The sequence below is a fragment of the Polaromonas sp. CG_23.6 genome, assembly GCF_029892315.1.
GTDB lineage: Bacteria > Pseudomonadota > Gammaproteobacteria > Burkholderiales > Burkholderiaceae_C > Polaromonas.
This window is the reverse complement of sequence record NZ_JARXUY010000001.1, coordinates 1,223,876-1,243,432: the sequence shown is the minus strand read 5'-3', so window position 1 is coordinate 1,243,432 and position 19,557 is coordinate 1,223,876. Positions and strand designations below refer to the sequence as shown.

Genomic DNA, 19,557 nt, shown 5'->3' with positions numbered 1-19,557 from the left:
TCAAGGCTTGGTGGCGGCAGGTGAAGACGAAGCGGCATTTTTTTGATCACTGGTCCGCTTGATTTCCATGCGCATCGAAAAATTTGAGACCCGGCGTTGATCACGAGGGCTCAGCGAAACCATTCCCGCAGTAATTTCTACCAGTTCAGGCTTGGACAACCATGCGCTGTTGTTGGAAACATTACGCAATAGCTCTGAAACTCGCTCGTTTGATTGGGCAATACCTGTTAGCAAGACCGTCTGGTTTTCTTGCTTGAGGCTGTTTACATAAACGCCATCTGGCAGCTGCCGTACCAGTTCGCTCAGTAAATATACCGGTAAGTTGCGGTTTTCCTGCAAATCCTCAACTGCTTTTTGACGCGCCTTGAGCGAGTTGATTTCTGCCTGCAAAGTTGCAATATCCTTGATCTGCTCGTCCAGACGTGTGATTTCAGTTTGCAAAAAAGTATTTCTTGCACGCTGGCTTTCGATTTGCGTCAAGTACCAGGAATACGTGATGCTGCAGATCAACACCCCAGCCAGCGCAGCCAAGCCAAGAGTTATAAAAAATACTTCACGTCGGCGTTTTCGTGCAGCTTCCCGGTGAGGCAACAGGTTGATCAGAATCACTGTGCAAACCTTCGCAAAGCCAAACCGCAGGCAGTCAGGTAGGACGAGGCTTCGCGCCGCATTTTGTTTTCCATCACGCCTTTGCCGATTTCCATTCCATCAAAAGGATTCACCAATTGACATGCAAAAGCCGTCTGCTTTGTCACCGATTCCGTCAGCCCGCCCAATGAAGATGATCCACCAGCCAGCATCACATAATCAACCCGGTTGTAGGGCGTGCTGGCAAAGAAAAATTGGAGCGCGCGGGTGATTTCCTGGGTCATGCTTTCAACAAACGGCTTCAGTACACCCAGGGCATAGTCTTCGGGCAGTTCTCCATTACGTTTTTTGGTTTCTGCTTCTTCAAGTGAGAAACCATATTGCCTGACTATCAGCTGGGTCAGTTGTGCGCCGCCAAACGCCTGGTCACGTTCATACAAGACTTCATCATTTCTGATGACCTGCAGGCTGGTGGTTACCGAACCAATTTCAAACAGCGCTACCATCGTGTCCACGCCCCTGTTTGGCATGTTCTCTATCAACCGCGCCGTTGCAAGCCGGGACGCATAGGATTCCACATCAACCACAATAGGTTTGAGTCCGGCAGCTTCCGCCAAACCTTGTCGGTCCTGGACTTTTTCCTTGCGAGAAGCAGCAATCAGCACCTCGACATCGCCACTGGAGGTTGCGCTTGGCCCCAAGACACAAAAATCAAGACTGACATCATCCAGCGAAAAGGGAATGTATTTGTTGGCTTCGGATTCAACCTGAATCTCGAGCTCTACATCGCTCAGCCCTCCAGGCAGAATAATTTTTTTACTGATTACCGCCGAAGGTGGCAGCGCCATGGCTACGTTGCGTGTGCGCGTGCCGCTTTTTTTCACAACACGGCGAAGCACGTCCGCCACTTCATCGAATTTCTCGATGTTGCCATCGGTAACCCATCCGGCATCCAGAGGTTCGATAGCACAGCGCTCAAGCACCAGGCGGCCAGCCTTGTCGCGACCCACCTCGACCAGCGTGACACTGGACGAGCTGATGTCTACACCCAGTAAAGGGGGTTGTTGACGGTTAAATAAGGATCCCAGTGAGATCAAGGGCGCCCCCGGATGAATGGCTACTTACTATGTAACCTTTGTTAAAAATTCAGTCGAATGTTAGCATTTAGCTCACAAAGAAGTAACCATTTTTACGAATCAAAATCAGGAACTCGTTGTCAAATTAAGACAAATTTCAGCGATTTTGCAGATGTAAGAAGTTACTACAAACTGTAACACCACCATTCAAAAATACTTGCCCGAAACACTTGGACATCCAGATATTTTTATAATGCGAATGCGACTCTAAGATTGACCTTGATGCCCCTATCCTCCCGAACTCCTGCTTCCCGAACAACATCCAGCACAGAAAAGCAGCCGACTTCCTGGCTGCGCTCTTTTACGAAGTTCTTTTTCGGCGGAATTGGTTTGGTACTGGCCAGTCTTGCCGGCTTGGCAATTTTTCTGGCGGTAGCGCTGGCAGTCGCCTATCCCAACTTGCCGGATATTTCCGCCTTGTCTGACTATCGCCCCAAGCAACCACTGCGGGTGTACACGGCTGACGGCGTCATCATCGGGGAGTTTGGCGAAGAGCGACGAAGGCTTACGCCTATTGAAGAAATACCGCAGAGCATGAAGGATGCGGTCCTCGCCATCGAGGATGCACGATTTTTCTCGCATGGTGGAGTGGATTATCTGGGCGTGGTACGTGCGGCTTTGGCCAATCTGGGCCGGGCCAAAAGCCAGGGCGCCTCAACCATCACGATGCAGGTTGCCCGCAATGTTTACCTTACCGCCGAGAAAAGCTACACGCGCAAGATTTATGAAATCCTGCTGACCTTCAAGCTGGAGCATTCACTGTCGAAAAACCAGATCCTCGAGATCTACATGAACCAGATTTTTCTGGGAAACCGCTCTTACGGCTTTGCCGCTGCGGCTGAAACTTATTTTGGCAAATCACTTAAGGACGTCAGCATTGCCGAAGCCGCCATGCTGGCTGGACTGCCCAAAGCGCCATCAACCTACAACCCGATTGCCAACTTCAGCCGGGCCCGGACGCGTCAGCTTTACGTCATTGAGCGTATGGAGCAAAACGGGTTCATCAATCCCCAACAGGCGAAAACAGCCAGGGAAGAAGCACTTCACATCAAGACCGGACGCGACGAGGGACGTGTGCATGCGGAATATGTGGCCGAGACCGTTCGCCAACTCGTGTTCAACCAGTATGGAGAAGAAACCTATACGCGCGGTCTGAATGTCTACACCACGCTCAAGGCAGCCGACCAGACGGTCGCCTACAAGGCCTTGCGCAAGGGCATCATGGACTATGAACGCCGGCAAATCTACCGGGGTCCCGAAAAATTCATCGACCTGCCATCCAACCCGCCGGAAGTTGAGGATGCCATTGACGAAGCCCTGGCCGAGAATCCCGATAACGGAGACATCATGTCGGCTATCGTGCTGGAAGCCGGTCCCAAGCGAATCATTGCGATGCGCCAGAACAGTGAAAAAGTGACCATTACCGGAGAAGGCCTTCGACCTGCACAATCAGGCCTGACGGACAAGGCCGGTCCGAACATCAAGATTCGCCCTGGCGCGCTGATCCGGGTGGTCAAGACATCTAAGGATGCGTGGGAAATCACACAATTGCCCGAAGTCGAAGGTGCCTTCGTGGCCATGGACCCACGCGATGGTGCGGTTCGTGCACTGGTTGGGGGCTTTGATTTCCAGAAAAACAAGTTCAACCACGTGACCCAGGCCTGGCGTCAGCCCGGTTCGAGCTTCAAGCCTTTTATTTATTCGGCAGCACTGGAAAAAGGTTTTACCCCTGCCACCGTCGTGAACGACGCACCCCTGTTTTTCGATGCTGGCGTGACCGGTGGACAGCCATGGGAGCCGAAAAACTACGACGGCGGTTTTGAAGGCCCGATGAGCATGCGCACAGCCCTTAAAAAATCAAAAAACCTGGTGTCGATCCGCATCCTGCAATCGATCGGTGCGAAGTATGGACAGGAATGGGTGACGCACTTTGGTTTCGACGCAGAAAAACACCCGGCTTATCTGACGATGGCGCTGGGTGCCGGCTCGGTCACACCGATGCAGATGGCAACGGGTTACTCGGTTTTTGCCAACGGCGGTTACCGCGTCAATCCTTACCTGATCACCAAAATCGTCGACCAGCGGGGCAAGGTCCTGCTTGAAGTCACGCCGCCAGCGCTCAACGAGTCAATGCGCGGCATTGATGCCAGGAACGCGTTCATCATGGACAGCCTGCTGCAGGAAGTGGCGCGTTCAGGCACTGCAGCCAAGGCCCAGGCGATGCTCAAGCGTCCGGATATTTTCGGCAAGACCGGCACCACCAACGACTCGATCGACACCTGGTTTGTCGGTTTTCAACCGACGCTGGCTGCTGCAGTCTGGATGGGTTACGACACGCCCAAAAAGCTCGGAGACCGTGAAACAGGCGGTGGCCTGAGCTTGCCCATTTGGATCAACTTCATGGAATATGCCCTCAAGGGCGTGCCGGTCACCGAATACCAGGCGCCTGCAGGCGTGGTCAACCTAAATGGCGAGTGGTATTACGAAGAATATGCAAAGGGCGCGGGCATCAGCAGCGTGGGCATGCAGCCAGAATCCGGTGCTTCCAGCGAAGAAACAGGGTCTGCGCCAGCCGGCGGCATTCAGGTACTGCCCCCGTCCGAAGAGAAAAAACGAATTCTGGACCTTTTCAAGAACTGAGATTTTCGTGTGCTTTTAAGAAAAAACGGACCTCAGGTCCGTTTTTTTGAGCTGAAGAATGGTCAATCAGCAGCGGAAAATACCAGTGTCTGGCCAGTCTGTTCGCTGGCGTAACGCGACAGATTGGCGAAAAACTCCCGTCCGTCCTTGGTATCGAGCCATTGCCCATTGGTGCATTTATAGTGAAATCCGCCGGCCCTGGCCGCCATCCAGACTTCCTGCAGCGGTTTTTGGAGGTTGATGATGATCTGGCTCTGATTGGAAAAAATCAGCGTGATCATTCCACCTGTGCGCTGGTTGTCGATGTCCACATCGCTCTCGTCATTCAAGCGGTCGCAAGTCTGCTCGACCGCCTTGAGCACGCGCTCCGCCTGGTTCTGGTATTCAAGGTCCGTCATTACAATCCTGTCATGGTTTTTTCATATCGAATTCTAGGCCGCCTTGCCCATGTCGTTGCCAGGCATGGTTTTGTTGGCATCGTGGCGGTCGCCGCAACCCTGTCCGGCTGCGGGCAGAAAGGCCCCCTGTTTTTGCCGGTTCCCCCACAGGCACCTCCACTGGCGATGTCGCCCAGCCTTTCATCACTTGCCGCGCCAGCAACAGCTCCGGCATCAGCAGCACGATAGGCATTGCGAGCGTGGCGGTGATTTATTTTTTCATGCGCTGATTGGCATGGCAGCGGGTCACGCCGCCTTACTGCAGCGCCATCCGCCAGCGTGTCATTGATCCCATTTTTGCCCTTTGCTTCAACAGAACCCACCCCATGCCACTTCCCGTTTCTCCCGCCCTTCCCGGTCACCCCCATTTTGCCTACCAGGACAACGCGCTGTTTGCCGAAGCTTTGCGCGTCAGTGAGTTGGCAGCCACGTACGGAACGCCTCTGTTCATCTATTCAAAAGCCGCCATGCTGTCGGCGCTGGCGGCCTACCAGCGCGGCTTTGAAGGCCGGGATGCACAGATCTGCTACGCGATGAAGGCCAATTCCTCGCTTGCCGTGCTGCAGGTGTTTGCCCGGGCAGGTTGCGGCTTCGACATTGTCTCAGGCGGCGAACTGGAGCGAGTTCAGGCAGCAGGCGGCGACGAGGGGAAAATCATTTTTTCAGGTGTTGGCAAGACGCGCGCCGAGATGCGCCAGGCACTTGGCGCAGGCATTGGCTGCTTCAATGTCGAAAGCGAAGCCGAACTCGACGTGCTGTCGGACGTGGCATTGGCCATGGGACTGCGCGCGCCCGTCAGCATCCGTGTCAATCCGAATGTCGATCCGAAGACGCATCCGTATATTTCCACCGGCTTGAAGGGCAACAAGTTCGGCGTGGCCCATGAAGACGCCGTGCGCATCTACCGTCATGCCGCTTCGCTCGGCGGACTGAAAGTCGTCGGTATTGACTGCCACATCGGCTCGCAGATCACCGAGGTGACGCCCTACCTTGACGCCATGGACCGCGTTCTGGATCTGGTGGCGGCGATTGAGGACGCAGGCATTGCGCTGACGCATATCGACTTTGGCGGCGGACTGGGCATCGACTACAACCACGACACGCCGCCCGAAGCCGATGCGCTCTGGCGGCAACTGCTGGCCAAGCTCGACGCGCGTGGTTATGGGGGAAGGAAACTGATGATCGAACCTGGCCGTTCGCTGGTTGGCAATGCGGGCATCTGCATTACCGAAGTGCTTTACCTCAAGCCAGGCGAACAGAAGAATTTCTGCATCATCGACGCGGCCATGAACGACCTGCCGCGCCCGGCCATGTACCAGGCTTTCCACGCCATCGTGCCTGTCGAGCCGGTCATCCCGGAGGTGGAGGGGACTGTTTATGACGTGGTGGGGCCAGTCTGCGAAAGCGGCGACTGGATTGGACGCGACCGCGTGCTGAACGTGGTGGCCGGCGACCAGTTGGCCGTCATGTCGGCCGGGGCCTACTGCATGAGCATGTCCAGCAACTACAACACCCGGGGCCGCGCGGCAGAACTGCTGGTGGATGGCGATGTGGCCCGGCTGATTCGTGCGCGCGAATCGGCGGCCGACACCTTTCGCGGTGAACTGCTGCTGCCCTGAGTAGAGCGCCAAAGTGTCTTGCCTGGAATCACAGCGCTGTCGCAAGCTGAATTTTAGGCAAAAAATGCCCCTGGCGCCTATCCCATATGCGCATACAGCTACTTATTTGATAGCATAAAAGTCAGCGAGTAGCCACGACTGGCTGACTTGAAACCTGCGCCCGTTTCTTGGACCAGTGGTGCCACACGCGCCAGCCCAATAGTGTGGCAACAATGGCAGCATAGACAAAGACTTCATTGAAGTTATTTTTTCCGGCGCGCATCCAGAAAAAATGCAGGATACCCAAGCCGGCAATCAGGTACACCAACTTGTGCAGCATCTGCCAGCGCTTCGCACCCATCGCCTTGATGGCGGCATTGAAAGAAGTGGCTGCCAGCGGGGTAAGAAGCACAAAAGCCGAAAAACCCACCAGAATGAACGGTCGCTGGATGATGTCTTTAACAATTTCGCCTACATCGAACCCTTTGTCAAACCAGCTATAGCTGAGCAAGTGAATCACGACATAAAAATAGCAAAAAAGCCCCAGCATGCGCCGAAACCGCGCCAGCGCCGGCGTTTTGCTGATGACCCGCAAAGGGGTGACCGTCAGCACGATGCAGACAAACCGCAAGGTCCAGTCGCCCGTGGCACGGATCAGCGCTTCCGCCGGATTCGCCCCCAGCTGGTCAGCAAAGGCCTGGTAGAAAAGCCATGCAAACGGCAGCAGGCACAGCATGAAGACCAGCGGCTTGGCCGCGGGGTGCAGCAACCATTTTTGCCGCTGCGCCATCACGGCAGCCATCAGAAGTACTTCTTGAGGTCCATGCCGGCGTAAAGCTGTCCGACTTGCGCTTCATAGCCGTTAAACATCAGCGTCTTGCGCTTGCGGGCGAACAACCCGTCCTCGCCAATGCGCCGCTCGGTGGATTGGCTCCAGCGCGGGTGGTCAACGAGTGGATTGACGTTCGAGTAAAAGCCGTATTCCTGTGCCGCCGCCTTGTTCCAGGCAGTGCGCGGCTCCTTGTCGGTGAAGCGGATTTTGACAATGCTCTTGCCGCTCTTGAAACCGTATTTCCAGGGCACGACCATGCGCACGGGCGCGCCATTCTGGTTGGGAAGCACCTCGCCGTACATGCCAAAGGTGAGAAGCGCCAGCGGATTCATTGCCTCGTCCATGCGCAAGGCTTCGACGTAAGGCCATTCAAGCACGCGCGAGCCGACAAATGGCATGGTCTTGGGGTCGGCCAGCGTGATGAATTCAACATACTTGGCGCTGCCCAGAGGCTCGACCTTTTTGATCAACTCGGACAGTGAATAGCCCACCCACGGAATGACCATCGACCAGCCCTCGACACAGCGCAGGCGGTAAATCCGCTCTTCCTGCGGGCTGAGCTTGAGCAACTCTTCAAGCGTGAAACTTTTCGGATTCTTGACCAGGCCTTCGACTGCCACTGACCAGGGTTTCACTGGCAAGGTTCCGGCGTTTCTTGCCGGATCAGCCTTGTCAGTGCCGAACTCGTAGAAGTTGTTGTAGGTTGTCACGTCCTTGTACTCCGTGACTTTTTCCATCGTCACGGCACCGGCAACTGAAGACTTTGCGCCGACCAGCGCCGCCAGCTTGTCCGGCTTGGGGAAGCCCTGAGCCAGCGCATCGCGCCCGGCCCAGCCAGCCAGCGCAGCGCCTGCCGTTCCGCTGGCCATAAGCTTGATCAGGTCGCGCCGGCCCTGGTAGATGCCTTGCGGTGTGATTTCACTGGTCACCGGATGGTTGTGTCCGCTTGAATTTGTCTTGATAAGCATGAGAGTTCCTTTCGATCCTGCAATGGTTGCCTGTAGTACGCAGCAAATCCCGCAAAGGATTCAATACCAAAGACTCACCTTGAGACTACAAGGTTCCGTAACTGTGCAAGCCTGACAGGAACATGTTCACACCCAGGAAGGCAAAAGTGGTGATGGCCAGGCCGCCGAGCGCCCACCAGGCGGCCACCGTGCCACGCAGGCCCTTCATGAGCCGCATGTGCAGCCAGGCTGCGTAGTTGAGCCAGACAATCAATGCCCAGGTTTCCTTCGGGTCCCAGCTCCAGTAGCCGCCCCAGGCTTCAGCCGCCCACAGGGCGCCCAACACCGTGGCAATGGTGAAAAATGCAAAACCGACGGCAATCGCCTTGTACATCACGTCGTCCAGCACTTCCAGGCTCGGCAGGCGGGCGGCGATATGCTTGCGGCTCAGCAGGATGCCACCCGTGATCAAACCGGCCACCAGCAGGTAGACAACCCAATAGTTGCTGCCGCCGGCTTCGAGCGGCGACTTGCGAAACACGATGGGCACAAAGCACAGCACCACGCCCAGCATCCACAAAGGGGTCAGCTTGTACCAGCGGGTTTCCTGCGCCTGTTGCTTGACGTGGTAGGACAGCGCCACCATGGCCGCCAGCGCAAACATGCCGTAGCCGATAAAGTTGGCGGGCACGTGCAGTTTCATCCACCAGCTTTTCAGCGCCGGCACCAGCGGCTGGATTTCGTGCGCCTCACGAACCACGGTGTACCAGAGCAAAAAGCCGACGGCGGCGCTGACCACCAGCATGACAAAGGCCCCCAATGCGCGGGTCTTGTACTCGGCTTCAAAGTACAGGTAAAAGGCGGCGGTCATCCAGCAGAACAGCACGAATACTTCATACAGGTTGCTGACCGGAATATGGCCGATGTCAGCGCCAATCAGATAGCTTTCATACCAGCGGACCAGTGTGCCGATCAGCGCCATGCCCACGCCCACCCAGGCGATTTTCGAACCCAGCGACTCCAGCGTGGCACTGTTGCTTGAGCCAACGCTGTTCGGCGTATTGCTGGCAAACATGCCAATCCAGTAAAAAATCGTGCTCATGAAGAACAGCACACTCATCCACAGGATGGCCGACTGACTGGACAGGAAATACTTGAGCCAGAACACCTGTTCGGCCTGCGCCAGATCGCCCTGGTAGGACGTGATGCCCAGCAGCGCAAAACCGGCGACAACCATCATCAGTACGCGCAGCGGTCGCCAGAACCAGCCCATCGCAATGGTGGCGGGAATGGCACCGAACAAGATACCTTTCTCATAAATATCCATGTAGGCGCTGTAGCGGGCAAAGGCATACAGGAAGCCGCCCGCCACCAGCACGGCAAACACCCAGTCCAGCGCATTGCGCTTGGCGAAATAGCCTTCGTTCAGGCTTAGCGTGCTGTCGCCGCCAGCCGAAAGGGTGGTCGTGGTGTTGATGCGCGTCGTGGTGTTCATTGGGGTGCCTGCAACAGTTTCGTTTTCAACATCTCGAATTCCTTGTCGCCATCCATGGTTTTACGGTTGGTAGACAAAGCCATGGTGGCCTGGCTGCTTTGGGCAGATTCTGACACCGAATGCCCGGCCTGGGTACCGCCTGCGGAATCGGCATTGCCGGGTGCATGGACAGACGCAATTGGTGCCAGCCAGACCCATATCCGGCGCTCGCGGATGTACAGCATGGCAAAGATACCCAGGATCAAAAAGGCGCAGCCCAAGTAGACAATGGTCTTGCCTGGCGCCCGCGCCACCTGAAAAACGCTGGCCTGGACCTGCTTGAAGTCCTTTAACTGAAACGCCATCGGCGCCGGGTAATGCGGCGCGTCTGACAGGCTCAGCACCATCTGCGACATGAAAGCCTGCGTTTTCTCGTCCTGTGGCAAGGGCTTGAGGCTGGCCTGCTCGCGTGTCATCGAGGTCAGCTCGAACAGCACGCCATTGAGGATGCGGACCAGCACTTCGCCGGCACGCTCGCGCTCTGCCTGCGGCACATTGGCCTCCATGAAATCGGAAATTGCCTGCAGTCCGGCAACCGGAACAGCCCTGCCCGCAGGCGTGCTTGCAGGCGCCACCGCAGCGGCCTTCGCACCGGCAAACAGCGCCAGCGCACGCGACGCCGACTCGTTCAGTTGCTGCGCAAGTTCTGGCCGGTCCGTGCCGACGGCCAGACGGGTATAGCGCCTGACTGCCAGGTCGCGCTGCGCAGGATCGGCCAGTGCGTCACGCAGTCGCACAAAAGTTGCCGTGCTGCTTTCTGGATCGGCCGGGATGCGCAGGTACTGGAAGGCGTCCATCGTGTTTTCACGAACGCCCATCAGGAACATGGGCGGGGTGTCGGGGTTGTCGTCCATCTTGACCGGCAGCATGTAGTTCTGGAACTCACGCGCCTGACCAGCGGCATCGCGCAACTTGTAACTCACACTGGGGCCAACATTGCGCAATTGCTTTTGCGTGACGGTCTTGTTGGCCGCACCGAGCCGCGTTTCAATCGCCTTGTGCAGGTCCACCTTGCGCACGTCGGCGCCCGGGCTTGCCGCGCTGCCCGAAACACCAGCGAAATTCTCGACATTGATGACGCGCAGCGCGGTGTATTCCAGCGTGAGCTGCTCGGCGCCAGCGCCTTGGCCGTTGGTCAGCGCGCTGCTGCCGCCGATGGTTCCCTGGATTTCAAAAGGCCGGGTGGCGGCGGACATCGGAATCGCGCTCAGCGTGACACTGGAGCCGCCGTCGTCGAAGCTGGACTGGTAAATCTCCACGCCTTTGTAATTGGCCGGGTGGTTGACCTCGACCCGCTGCGGAATCTTCTCGCCTGTCGCCTTGTCGTGGATGACGATGTCGCTGGCAAACAACTTGGGCATGCCGGTGGAGTAATACTCAACACTGAATTTCTTCAGTTCTATGGCAAAAGGCAATTCCTGCAGCAGGATGCCGCCTGGCTGGTTCAGAATCGCGGTGCTCGACTGCGTGCCCTCGGCCACCAGCAGGTTGGCGCGAAAGGTCGGGTTGCGCTCGCTCAGCCGGTGCTCGGCCGGCACATCGGCAATCAGCCCGCCGCCGGTAAAGGTGGTCTTGCCGTTGAGCAGCATTTGCGCCCGCACGATCATGTCGCCGTCAAGCAGGCCGCCAATGCAGATCAACACGATGGCGCTGTGTGCGGCGATGTAGCCCAGCTTGTTGACCGAGCCCTTTTTGGCGGCAACCATCCAGCCCGCGCTTCGCTGCTGGAGCTTGACCTTCCAGCCGCTTTCAACGAGGGTCTGGCCGATGCGCCGCGCAGCGACTTCGGGCGACTCGGCCAGGCCCGCATGCGCGCGGTGGCCAAAGGCCTTGAGGCTTTGCTCCCGCACGTCTTCCTTGAGCTGGTTGAAGTCGCTCAAAATCTTGGGCGTGTTGCGCGCGATGCACAAAGACGTGGACACCACCAAAAAAGCCAGGATCAGCAGGAACCACCAGGCGCTGTAGACCGTGTTCAGGCTCGCCAGGCTGAACACTTGCGCCCAGAACGGACCGAACTGGTTGACATAGTTGCCAAGCGGCTCTTGCTGCTTGAGCACCGTTCCGATCACCGAGGCAATGCAGATCACGGTCAGCAGCGAAATCGAGAAGCGCATCGACGACAGCAGCTCCACCGCCGCGCGCAGGGTGCGCGAGCCCCAGTTGACCTTCATGCCTTCGGTGGAAACTGTCATACGTGAAATTGAAAGCTCAAAGGCTTGGTGTGTGGCGTGGAAATGAACTGTAAAAAAACAAAAAGGCGGACTTTCCTCAGAAAGACCCGCCTTGATATGACTGACAAATGCGGCTTCGGTTCAATGCCAGTCAAGGATTTCTGGAGGAAACCGGCAAAAACAAAAACGGGCCCCGGACCACGGCAAAGCCGCAGTTTCAGGACTCAGCGCAAGCCGGCGATGTAGTCGGAAACTGCCCGGATTTCCTTGTCATTGAGCTTGGCCGCCACCTGGGTCATCTGCAGGCTGTTGGTGCGAACACCGTCACGGAAATAGGTCAGCTGCGCGGCGGTGTACTCGGAATGCTGGCCGCTCAGGCGCGGATATTGTGCAGGAATGCCGGCGCCCGTCGGGCTGTGGCATCCAGCGCAAGCGGGAACCTGACGATCGGCAATGCCGCCGCGGTAGATACGCTCACCCATGGTGACCAGTTCTTTTTCCTTGGCAAAACCGGGCTTGGCTTTTTTGCTGGTGGCCCAGTAAGCAACGTTCTTCATGTCGGCGTCCGACAAGGTGGCGGCAAAACCCTGCATGATGGCATTTTTACGTTTGCCTGACTTGTATTCCTGCAACTGCTTGACCAGGTATTCGGGATGCTGCTGCGCGAGCTTGGGGTACCCCGGCGTTCCGGAATTGCCGTCGGCACCATGGCAGGCAGCGCAAACGGCGGTGAAAGTGGCTTCCCCCTTGACCAGGTCAGGCTTGGCGGCCATGACTGGCGCCGCTGCAGCGGCTACCGGTGCGGCTTCGCCTGCTGCAAATGAAGACATGGCGGGCAAGGCCAGCAGGGCGGCCAGTAGGGAAGTAGCGAACAGCTTCATATCGGGACTTTTAATTGGTTGGCGCACAGAACTTGGGTAAGGCCGGATTTTACAATGGCTTGGACGCCAAGCCCTATTATCGGGATTTGGCAAACGGCTATTCGCCTGCCTTGTGGGCGAGCGCCTGCCGTTGCGCACTTTTATTTTTTCCGGCCTGCCTTGCAATGGCAGCGCAGCCACCGACTTCCAGGGATCGCCCCATCATGACTTCTTCCGCTTCCTTGCCTCTTGCAGCCGACGCCAAGCCCAATCCCAAGATCGCCATGGGCTGGCTGCACACCGCCAAATTCCTCACCACCGCGCCCGAACTCAAGCACCTGCCGCGCATCGAAGTTCCCGAGATCGCCTTTGTCGGCCGCTCCAACGCCGGGAAATCGACCTGCATCAACACCCTGACACAGCAGCACCGGCTGGCGTTTGCTTCGAAAACGCCGGGGCGCACGCAAAGCATCAACCTGTTTTCGCTGGGCAAGCAGGGCGTAACCGATGCGGTGCTGGCCGACCTGCCGGGCTACGGCTATGCCGCTGTTCCCAAAGAAGCCAAGTACCGCTGGCAACAGGTGATGGGCAATTACCTGCAGACGCGCGACAACCTCCAGGCCATCGTGCTGCTGTGCGACCCGCGCCTGGGCCTGACGGAACTCGACGAAGTGCTGCTCGACGTGATCCGGCCGCGTGTCGAGGACGGTCTGAAATTCCTGGTGCTGCTGACCAAGTCCGACAAGCTCAACAAGACCGATGCCGCCAAGGCGCTGCAGATCGTCAAGTTGCAGGCGGGCGGCGGCGACGTGAAGCTGTTCTCGTCGCTGAAGCGCCAAGGCGTCGAAGAAGTCGCCCAGCATTTGTGGGACTGGGCGCACCCCAAGGAAAAGCCGGTCAAGGCGCCCAAACCCGCGCCGGAGTCGCAAGGCGAACCGGAGTCAAGCGCTGAAGAACCAATACCGCCGGCGGCTGATCCGGCCTGATGCCTGACAGGACCATGCCCGTCCAACAGGCCCGAGAAGCGAAGTTTCAAGCAAATAACGGCTGTAGCGCACGCCCTGCAAGCGCAAGCAGCTATTAATAAAGTAGCATCATGATTGAAACCAACGACTACCTGTTAGCCCACGGCATCACCCTCTCCTGTCGCTGCACAGGCACCCAGGGCCGGCCGGTGCTGATGTTTCTGCACGGGTTTCCGGAAGCCGCTTTTGTCTGGGATGGCCTGCTGGAACATTTCGCGCGGCCCGAGCATGGCGGCTTTCGTTGCATCGCCCCCAACCTGCGCGGCTACGGGCCGTCCAGCGCACCGGCCGATGTGGCCGACTACCGGCCCCGGCACCTGGTGCAGGACATTGCCGCGCTGATCGAGCACGAAGGCGGCCCATTGGCCTGCCTCGTCGCACACGACTGGGGCGGCGCCGTCGCCTGGAACCTGGCGGCCAGCGCGCCGGGCTGCATGGAAAAGCTCGCCATCATCAATTCGCCGCACCCCGGCACTTTTTTGCGCGAGTTGCAGCATTCGCCAGCGCAGCAGGCCGCCAGCGCCTACATGAATTTTTTGATCCGTCCAGATGCCGAAACGCTGCTGGCCGAGGACGACTTTCGCCGGTTGTGGGCTTTTTTTACCGCCATGGGCGCAGCTGACGGACCGCACGCCTGGCTGACTGACGCCGTCAAGGCGCAATACCGCGACATCTGGCGCGCCGGACTGACCGGGGCGCTCAATTACTACCGCGCCTCGCCGCTGCGACCGCCCCGCCAGGGCCCGCCGCACCACGACCCGGCCGCCGCCGCCGTGGTGATTCCGCGTGACAAGCTGGAAGTGCATGTGCCGACGCTGGTTATCTGGGCCATGGACGACACCGCCCTGCCCCCGGCCTTGCTCGACGGTCTTGAAGATTTCGTGCCGCAAATGCAGTTGCACCGTGTCGAGGGCGCGACGCACTGGATCGTGCATGAGCAGCCTCAACGGGTCATCAACTTCCTGCAGGATTTTCTTCGCTAAACCATGAATTGTGTGCGCCATGCTATTAAAAAAATAGCTACTTATGCATGCCTGTAAAGCGCTAATCCACTAAGAGACTTTAAATCCGAACCGCCACATCCGAACTTTTGCTCAGTACAGCGAAGGCTCGCCTTCAGGCCGTGTCTTGAAGCGTTTGTGCACCCAGTAGTACTGCGCCGGCATGGTGTCGATGTAATCCTGCAGCCGCGCGTTCATCAGCGCGGTGTCGGCCACCGGGTCGCCACTGGGAAAATCGGTCCAGGCCGGCATCACCTGGACCTCATAACCGCCGGGCGTGAGGCGCGGCAGCAGCGGCACGACCTTGGCCCGGCCCAGGCGCGCAAAGCGCGACAGCGACGGCACGGTCGCGGTCGCAACGCCGTAAAACGGCACGAACACCGACTCGTCCGGTCCAAAATCCATGTCGGGCAGCAAGTACAGCGGCTGCCCTTCGCGCAGCGCCGCGACGATTGGCTTGACGCCCTCGATGCGGCCGAACAGGCGCAAATGGCCAAAGCGCTGGCGGCCCTGCAAGATCCACTGGTCCACGAGCTTGTTCGACTGGTCGGTGTAGATCGTGGTTGATGGCCGGGGCATGGCCAGCGCGGTGGCTGCCCAGGCTGCATCCAGGCCAATGAAATGCGGCAGGAAAATCACCGTCGGGTCGGTGCCCGCCAGTTCGTGGATGGCACCGGTCAGCCGGACACGCTGCCGCACGCATTGTTCAGACGCATGCCACAGCCAGGCGCGGTCCAGCCAGGCTTGCGAAAAACAGACAAAGGTCTGAATTGCCAGCTTGCGCCGCTCCACCTCGGAAAGCGCCGGAAAGCACACCGCGAAGTTTGCATGCACAACGCGCCGGCGCGCGCCGATCAGGCCATACAGCACCCAGCCCAGCACCGCTCCAAAGGCGCGCACGGCCGGCAGCGGCAGCCAGGCCAGCGCTTTCATGAAGCCAATGCCAACCCGCGTCATGGCATGTCCGATCGAGGGACGGAAATTACTCAAACCGCGTCCTTGCGGGGTGTCTTGTAACGCGCATAGCCCCAAAGGTATTGGCCGGGCTGACTGCGCACAATGGCCTCGATCGCCTGGTTGATGCGTGTGACCGCCTGCAGCATGTCGGGCTTTTCACCTTTTTCAGCCGCGTCAACCCCGGACACGGCCGGCCAGATCTTCAGGAAATAGCCCCGGCCCCGGGGCAGACGCTCGCAACTGACTGGCAGCAGGACCGCGCCGGTTTGCACGGCCAGGCGGGCGGCCAGCGTCATGGTGTACGCCGGCCGGCCAAAAAATGGCGCCCAGACGCCCCAGCCTTCGGGCGGCACCTGGTCGGTCAGCATGGCAACGGCCTGGTTAGACTTCAGGGTCTTGTGCATCAGCCGGATGCCGCTCAGGCTGGCCGGCACGACGGTCAGGTTCAGGCGGTCGCGGGCCAGGCTTTCAAGCCGGGCCAGCCAGGCCTTGCGGGCGGGCCGGTAAATGGCGGTGATTGGCCCGTAAAGCTCGGCCAGCGCCTGCGGCCCCAACTCGAAACTGCCGCAATGCGGTCCGAAAAATATCACGCCCTTGCCCTGCGCATACGCCTGTTCGGCATGCGCCTGGCCTTCGAGCCGGACATTGCCCAGGCACGACTGCGAACGCGGCCGCATCCAGAGCCTGGGCAATTCGCCGACAAAGCGCCCGGCCTCGGCAATCGCTGGACGGGCCGCTTCAAACGGCAGGCCGGCCTGCGCCACGTTGGCCCGGAACTGGGCGCGATAGCGGGCACTCAGCCACCAGACCAGCCAGCCCAGTCCGGCGCCGAGCGCATGCAACACCGGCAGCGGCCAGCGGGAAAAAAAACGGAATAACCAGAGCATGAAAAGGGTGCTGAAGGACCAATGAAGACAAAAAAGGGAGCGTCTTATAATCGCGCCTGTCGCCGAGTTATTGAACAACTTGCAGGGCGACATTAAACCAAACTGCTAAAGCGTTCGCCAAAGCACTTCCTGCTGGCAACGCGCCAGCAAAACTTATGGAGTGTACGCAATGGCGAACGATTTTCTCTTTACTTCCGAATCCGTCTCCGAGGGCCATCCCGACAAGGTGGCCGACCAGATTTCAGACGCCATCCTGGACGCCGTCTTCAAGCAGGACCCGCATGCGCGTGTCGCCGCCGAAACGTTGACCAACACCGGCCTGGTCGTGCTGGCCGGCGAGATCACCGCACGTGAGGACGTCAATGTCGACTACATCCAGGTCGCGCGCGACACCCTCAAGCGCATTGGTTACGACAACACCGAATACGGCATCGATTACAAGGGCTGCGCGGTCATGGTCTGCTATGACAAGCAGAGCAAGGACATTGCCCAGGGAGTGGACCACGCCTCGGATGACCACCTGAACACCGGCGCCGGCGACCAGGGCCTGATGTTCGGTTATGCCTGCGACGAAACGCCAGAACTCATGCCAGCGCCCATCTACTATGCGCACCGCCTGGTCGAGCGCCAGTCGCAGCTGCGCAAGGACGGGCGGCTGCCGTTTTTACGGCCCGACGCCAAGAGCCAGGTGACGATGCGCTATGTCGATGGCAAGCCGCACAGCATCGACACCGTGGTGCTGTCTACCCAGCACAGCCCGGACCAGAGCGAGACGCCCACCAAAATGAAGGCCTCGTTCATCGAAGCCGTGATAGAGGAAATCATCAAGCCGGTGCTGCCAAAAGAGTGGTTGCAGAACACCCGCTACCTGATCAACCCGACAGGCCGCTTTGTCGTTGGTGGCCCACAGGGCGATTGCGGCCTGACCGGGCGCAAGATCATCGTTGACACCTACGGCGGCGCCTGCCCGCACGGCGGAGGCGCCTTCAGTGGAAAAGACCCAAGCAAGGTGGACCGCTCCGCCGCCTACGCCGCGCGTTATGTCGCCAAAAACATCGTGGCCGCAGGTTTGGCCCGTCAATGCCAGATTCAGGTGGCGTATGCGATTGGCGTGGCCAAGCCCATGAACGTGACGGTGTATACCGAAGGCACCGGCGTCATCCCTGACAGCCAGATTGCAGAGCTGATCAACGCACACTTTGACCTGCGTCCGAACGGGATCATCCAGATGCTGGACCTGTTGCGGCCTATCTACGAAAAGACCGCTGCCTACGGCCACTTTGGCCGCGACGAACCTGAATTTACCTGGGAACGCACCGACAAGGCCGCAATTTTGCGCAATGCCGCAGGTTTGTAGTGCTATTTCCTTTGGCCGGGACCTGTCGGGTCAGGCCAAAGAAAGACACGAAATTGATGGATTGCAACAATCGGTGAGAAATCAGAAAAACACCGTTCTGTTTCACCTGTTCTGAAAGCCACGGGCGCAGTCCGTCAAGGTCAGGGCAAAAAAATCACTTGAACGCTGGCGCTATCCCCGGGTGTAAGGCGAATCGGGAATGAACTTGCTCTTGGTTCCCTGAAGTTCCGGTGCGGGTTCTGCGTCAGGCTGAGGAACAGGCACTGTCTTGTTGGTCCCCTCGAACCCGAAATCCTTGCCTCGGCGCTTGGGGCCGGAATCAGGGGCAGGATTGGCATTTTGCGTCCCTTTCGGATCGCGTGAATCGGGTGAATCAGGCGTTTTGGCCATATCTGGCACTCCCTCAGGTGATGAAATGGCTGTTTTCCTTGTGCGTCAGCAACAGGCTCTCGCCCACTGGCGGCTGTAGCAGCGCGTTGTCAATTTCAACGGTAAAAGGCCATCCGTTGCACAACCTGCCAACGGCAGGCCTTTCGTTGCGCACGGAAAAACTTTGAACCGAAATCGGTGTGGAGCCACTTGCGAAAGAACTATCTTTTGGCATGATTATTTATTGCTCAACAGTCAACAGGAATTTACTTTAAAGCTGGCTTTTCCTGTCCTCTATCGGAATTAGAGGAAATTACTGTAGGACACCAGGCAAGTGAGGCTCATCTACTTCCTAGAATCGCGCTGATACCTGAAAGTTCAGGGTTGCAAAAGTAACGTGCCGGTACCTGAGTATTTCATCTTCACAAAGCCCGCTGCATAGTCAATATGCACACCTTCGGCATCGGCAAGGGCTTGCACATCAGCCCATTGCAACGCACGGTAGGTCGGCATCTGGTTGCCCCCGGTGAGCAGCTCATTCGACGCGGCAGGTGCTGTCGTGATGCACAGCCGGTGGTCGCCTGCCTCGGTTTCCACGCTCACCACCACGACAGCCGGTGGCTCGAACGCATCGGTCAGCGCGATCAAACTGGCAGTGAACACGCTGCGAAGCATGCCCTTGGGCAGCCTGGCGACGGATTGCGCAGCCTGGTTGTCTAAAGAAAACCCGCGAAATGAAAGTTCGGTCGCCATCAGGCTCAGGGATTCCTCGACCGCGCTGTTTACCGCAACCAGTTCGTTGTCCTTCGGCGCCAGCCAGGTCATCAGGTTCATCGACGTGGCGGCAGCTTCCCGCGACAAGGTGGCAAGGGCCTGGGTGTTCTTGGCCAGCTGGTCCATGTCGGGTGCGGCGCCCTTGACCCGCCTTTCCAGCATGGCTGACATCATGCCGATAGGCTGAAGCGTCCCGGCGAGGTTGTGGCGAATGGCCGGCAGTAGCCGGCGCATGAGGGCATAGCGGGCCGCCTCGGCAAGACGCTCTTTCAGATTGATAATTTCGCTGGACATTAAGAAAAGGCAGATGGTGTTAATAAATCTTGGATCAGGGTTTCGCCTGGGCGGCCATGCATGATGCAAAACGTCAAGCAAAAGCGCCCCCGGCCACGGCCATTACCGGCCAAATAATAGCAGTGGCCGGCGGTCTGATTTTCGGTGCAA

At 58.3% G+C, this 19,557-nt stretch carries 18 protein-coding genes; 6 read left to right on the top strand and 12 right to left on the bottom strand.

Annotation, left to right across the window (positions count from 1 at the left end; translation table 11 throughout):
* Both H4V98_RS05830 and H4V98_RS05825 read right to left on the bottom strand, forming a co-directional pair.
* Positions 1-609, bottom strand: a complete 609-nt coding sequence (locus H4V98_RS05830; protein ID WP_196863004.1) for a PilN domain-containing protein — start codon at positions 607-609, stop codon at positions 1-3.
* Positions 606-1,685, bottom strand: coding sequence for a pilus assembly protein PilM (locus tag H4V98_RS05825; protein ID WP_196863003.1), 1,080 nt, complete (start codon positions 1,683-1,685; stop codon positions 606-608). Before H4V98_RS05825 ends, H4V98_RS05830 begins: the two co-directional genes overlap by 4 nt.
* A gap of 261 nt (positions 1,686-1,946) precedes the next feature.
* Between H4V98_RS05825 and H4V98_RS05820 the strand changes: the two genes are divergently transcribed.
* Positions 1,947-4,364: a penicillin-binding protein 1A gene (locus H4V98_RS05820; protein WP_196863002.1), complete on the top strand. Its 2,418-nt coding sequence runs from the start codon at positions 1,947-1,949 to the stop codon at positions 4,362-4,364.
* Between the two features lie 62 nt (positions 4,365-4,426).
* Here H4V98_RS05820 and cyaY read toward each other — a convergent pair whose 3' ends face one another.
* Positions 4,427-4,762 (bottom strand): iron donor protein CyaY, encoded by a 336-nt coding sequence (gene cyaY / locus H4V98_RS05815; protein WP_196863001.1) that lies wholly within the window; start codon positions 4,760-4,762, stop codon positions 4,427-4,429.
* 12 nt (positions 4,763-4,774) lie between these two features.
* On the opposite strand from cyaY, the gene H4V98_RS05810 reads away from it, so the two are divergent.
* Positions 4,775-4,990: a lipoprotein gene (locus tag H4V98_RS05810; RefSeq protein ID WP_196863000.1), complete on the top strand. Its 216-nt coding sequence runs from the start codon at positions 4,775-4,777 to the stop codon at positions 4,988-4,990.
* Positions 4,991-5,127: 137 nt separating this feature from the next.
* Complete coding sequence (lysA, locus tag H4V98_RS05805; RefSeq protein WP_196862999.1) at positions 5,128-6,420, top strand: diaminopimelate decarboxylase; 1,293 nt, start codon at positions 5,128-5,130, stop codon at positions 6,418-6,420.
* Between the two features lie 121 nt (positions 6,421-6,541).
* Here the strand turns inward: lysA and H4V98_RS05800 are convergent, their stop codons facing one another.
* The 5 genes from H4V98_RS05800 to H4V98_RS05780 all read right to left on the bottom strand — a co-directional run bounded on the left by H4V98_RS05800 (position 6,542) and on the right by H4V98_RS05780 (position 12,764).
* The gene (locus H4V98_RS05800) at positions 6,542-7,201 is read right to left on the bottom strand and encodes a protein-methionine-sulfoxide reductase heme-binding subunit MsrQ (RefSeq protein WP_196862998.1); all 660 of its coding nucleotides are present in this window, start codon (positions 7,199-7,201) and stop codon (positions 6,542-6,544) included.
* Positions 7,201-8,199 carry a protein-methionine-sulfoxide reductase catalytic subunit MsrP gene (gene msrP, locus H4V98_RS05795; RefSeq protein ID WP_196862997.1) on the bottom strand — a complete coding sequence of 333 codons (999 nt, stop codon included), beginning with the start codon at positions 8,197-8,199 and terminating at the stop codon, positions 7,201-7,203. The genes H4V98_RS05800 and msrP overlap by 1 nt, the downstream gene beginning before the upstream one ends.
* Before the next feature lie 85 nt (positions 8,200-8,284).
* Entirely contained in the window at positions 8,285-9,673 is a 1,389-nt protein-coding gene (gene ccsB, locus H4V98_RS05790; protein WP_196862996.1) for a c-type cytochrome biogenesis protein CcsB, read from the bottom strand.
* Positions 9,670-11,904, bottom strand: coding sequence for a cytochrome c biogenesis protein ResB (locus H4V98_RS05785; protein ID WP_196862995.1), 2,235 nt, complete (start codon positions 11,902-11,904; stop codon positions 9,670-9,672). The genes ccsB and H4V98_RS05785 overlap by 4 nt, the downstream gene beginning before the upstream one ends.
* Positions 11,905-12,107: 203 nt before the next feature.
* Positions 12,108-12,764: a c-type cytochrome gene (locus tag H4V98_RS05780; protein WP_196862994.1), complete on the bottom strand. Its 657-nt coding sequence runs from the start codon at positions 12,762-12,764 to the stop codon at positions 12,108-12,110.
* Positions 12,765-12,967: 203 nt separating this feature from the next.
* Between H4V98_RS05780 and yihA the strand changes: the two genes are divergently transcribed.
* Together yihA and H4V98_RS05770 are read left to right on the top strand one after the other, a co-directional pair.
* The gene (yihA, locus tag H4V98_RS05775) at positions 12,968-13,729 is read left to right on the top strand and encodes a ribosome biogenesis GTP-binding protein YihA/YsxC (protein WP_196862993.1); all 762 of its coding nucleotides are present in this window, start codon (positions 12,968-12,970) and stop codon (positions 13,727-13,729) included.
* Between the two features lie 110 nt (positions 13,730-13,839).
* On the top strand, positions 13,840-14,751 hold the full coding sequence (locus tag H4V98_RS05770; protein WP_196862992.1) for an alpha/beta fold hydrolase: 912 nt from the start codon (positions 13,840-13,842) through the stop codon (positions 14,749-14,751).
* Positions 14,752-14,862: 111 nt separating this feature from the next.
* Here H4V98_RS05770 and H4V98_RS05765 read toward each other — a convergent pair whose 3' ends face one another.
* Together H4V98_RS05765 and H4V98_RS05760 are read right to left on the bottom strand one after the other, a co-directional pair.
* Complete coding sequence (locus H4V98_RS05765) at positions 14,863-15,726, bottom strand: lipid A biosynthesis acyltransferase (RefSeq protein WP_196863114.1); 864 nt, start codon at positions 15,724-15,726, stop codon at positions 14,863-14,865.
* 29 nt (positions 15,727-15,755) lie between these two features.
* Positions 15,756-16,613 (bottom strand): lysophospholipid acyltransferase family protein, encoded by an 858-nt coding sequence (locus tag H4V98_RS05760; RefSeq protein ID WP_280757332.1) that lies wholly within the window; start codon positions 16,611-16,613, stop codon positions 15,756-15,758.
* Positions 16,614-16,782: 169 nt separating this feature from the next.
* On the opposite strand from H4V98_RS05760, the gene metK reads away from it, so the two are divergent.
* On the top strand, positions 16,783-17,970 hold the full coding sequence (metK, locus tag H4V98_RS05755; RefSeq protein ID WP_196862990.1) for a methionine adenosyltransferase: 1,188 nt from the start codon (positions 16,783-16,785) through the stop codon (positions 17,968-17,970).
* A gap of 171 nt (positions 17,971-18,141) precedes the next feature.
* On the opposite strand, the gene H4V98_RS05750 is transcribed toward metK, so the two are convergent.
* A complete protein-coding gene (locus tag H4V98_RS05750) occupies positions 18,142-18,360 on the bottom strand; it encodes a hypothetical protein (protein WP_196862989.1) in 219 nt (72 codons plus the stop codon).
* Positions 18,361-18,717: 357 nt separating this feature from the next.
* On the bottom strand, positions 18,718-19,407 hold the full coding sequence (locus H4V98_RS05745; RefSeq protein WP_196862988.1) for a hypothetical protein: 690 nt from the start codon (positions 19,405-19,407) through the stop codon (positions 18,718-18,720).
* Positions 19,408-19,557 lie beyond the last annotated feature (150 nt).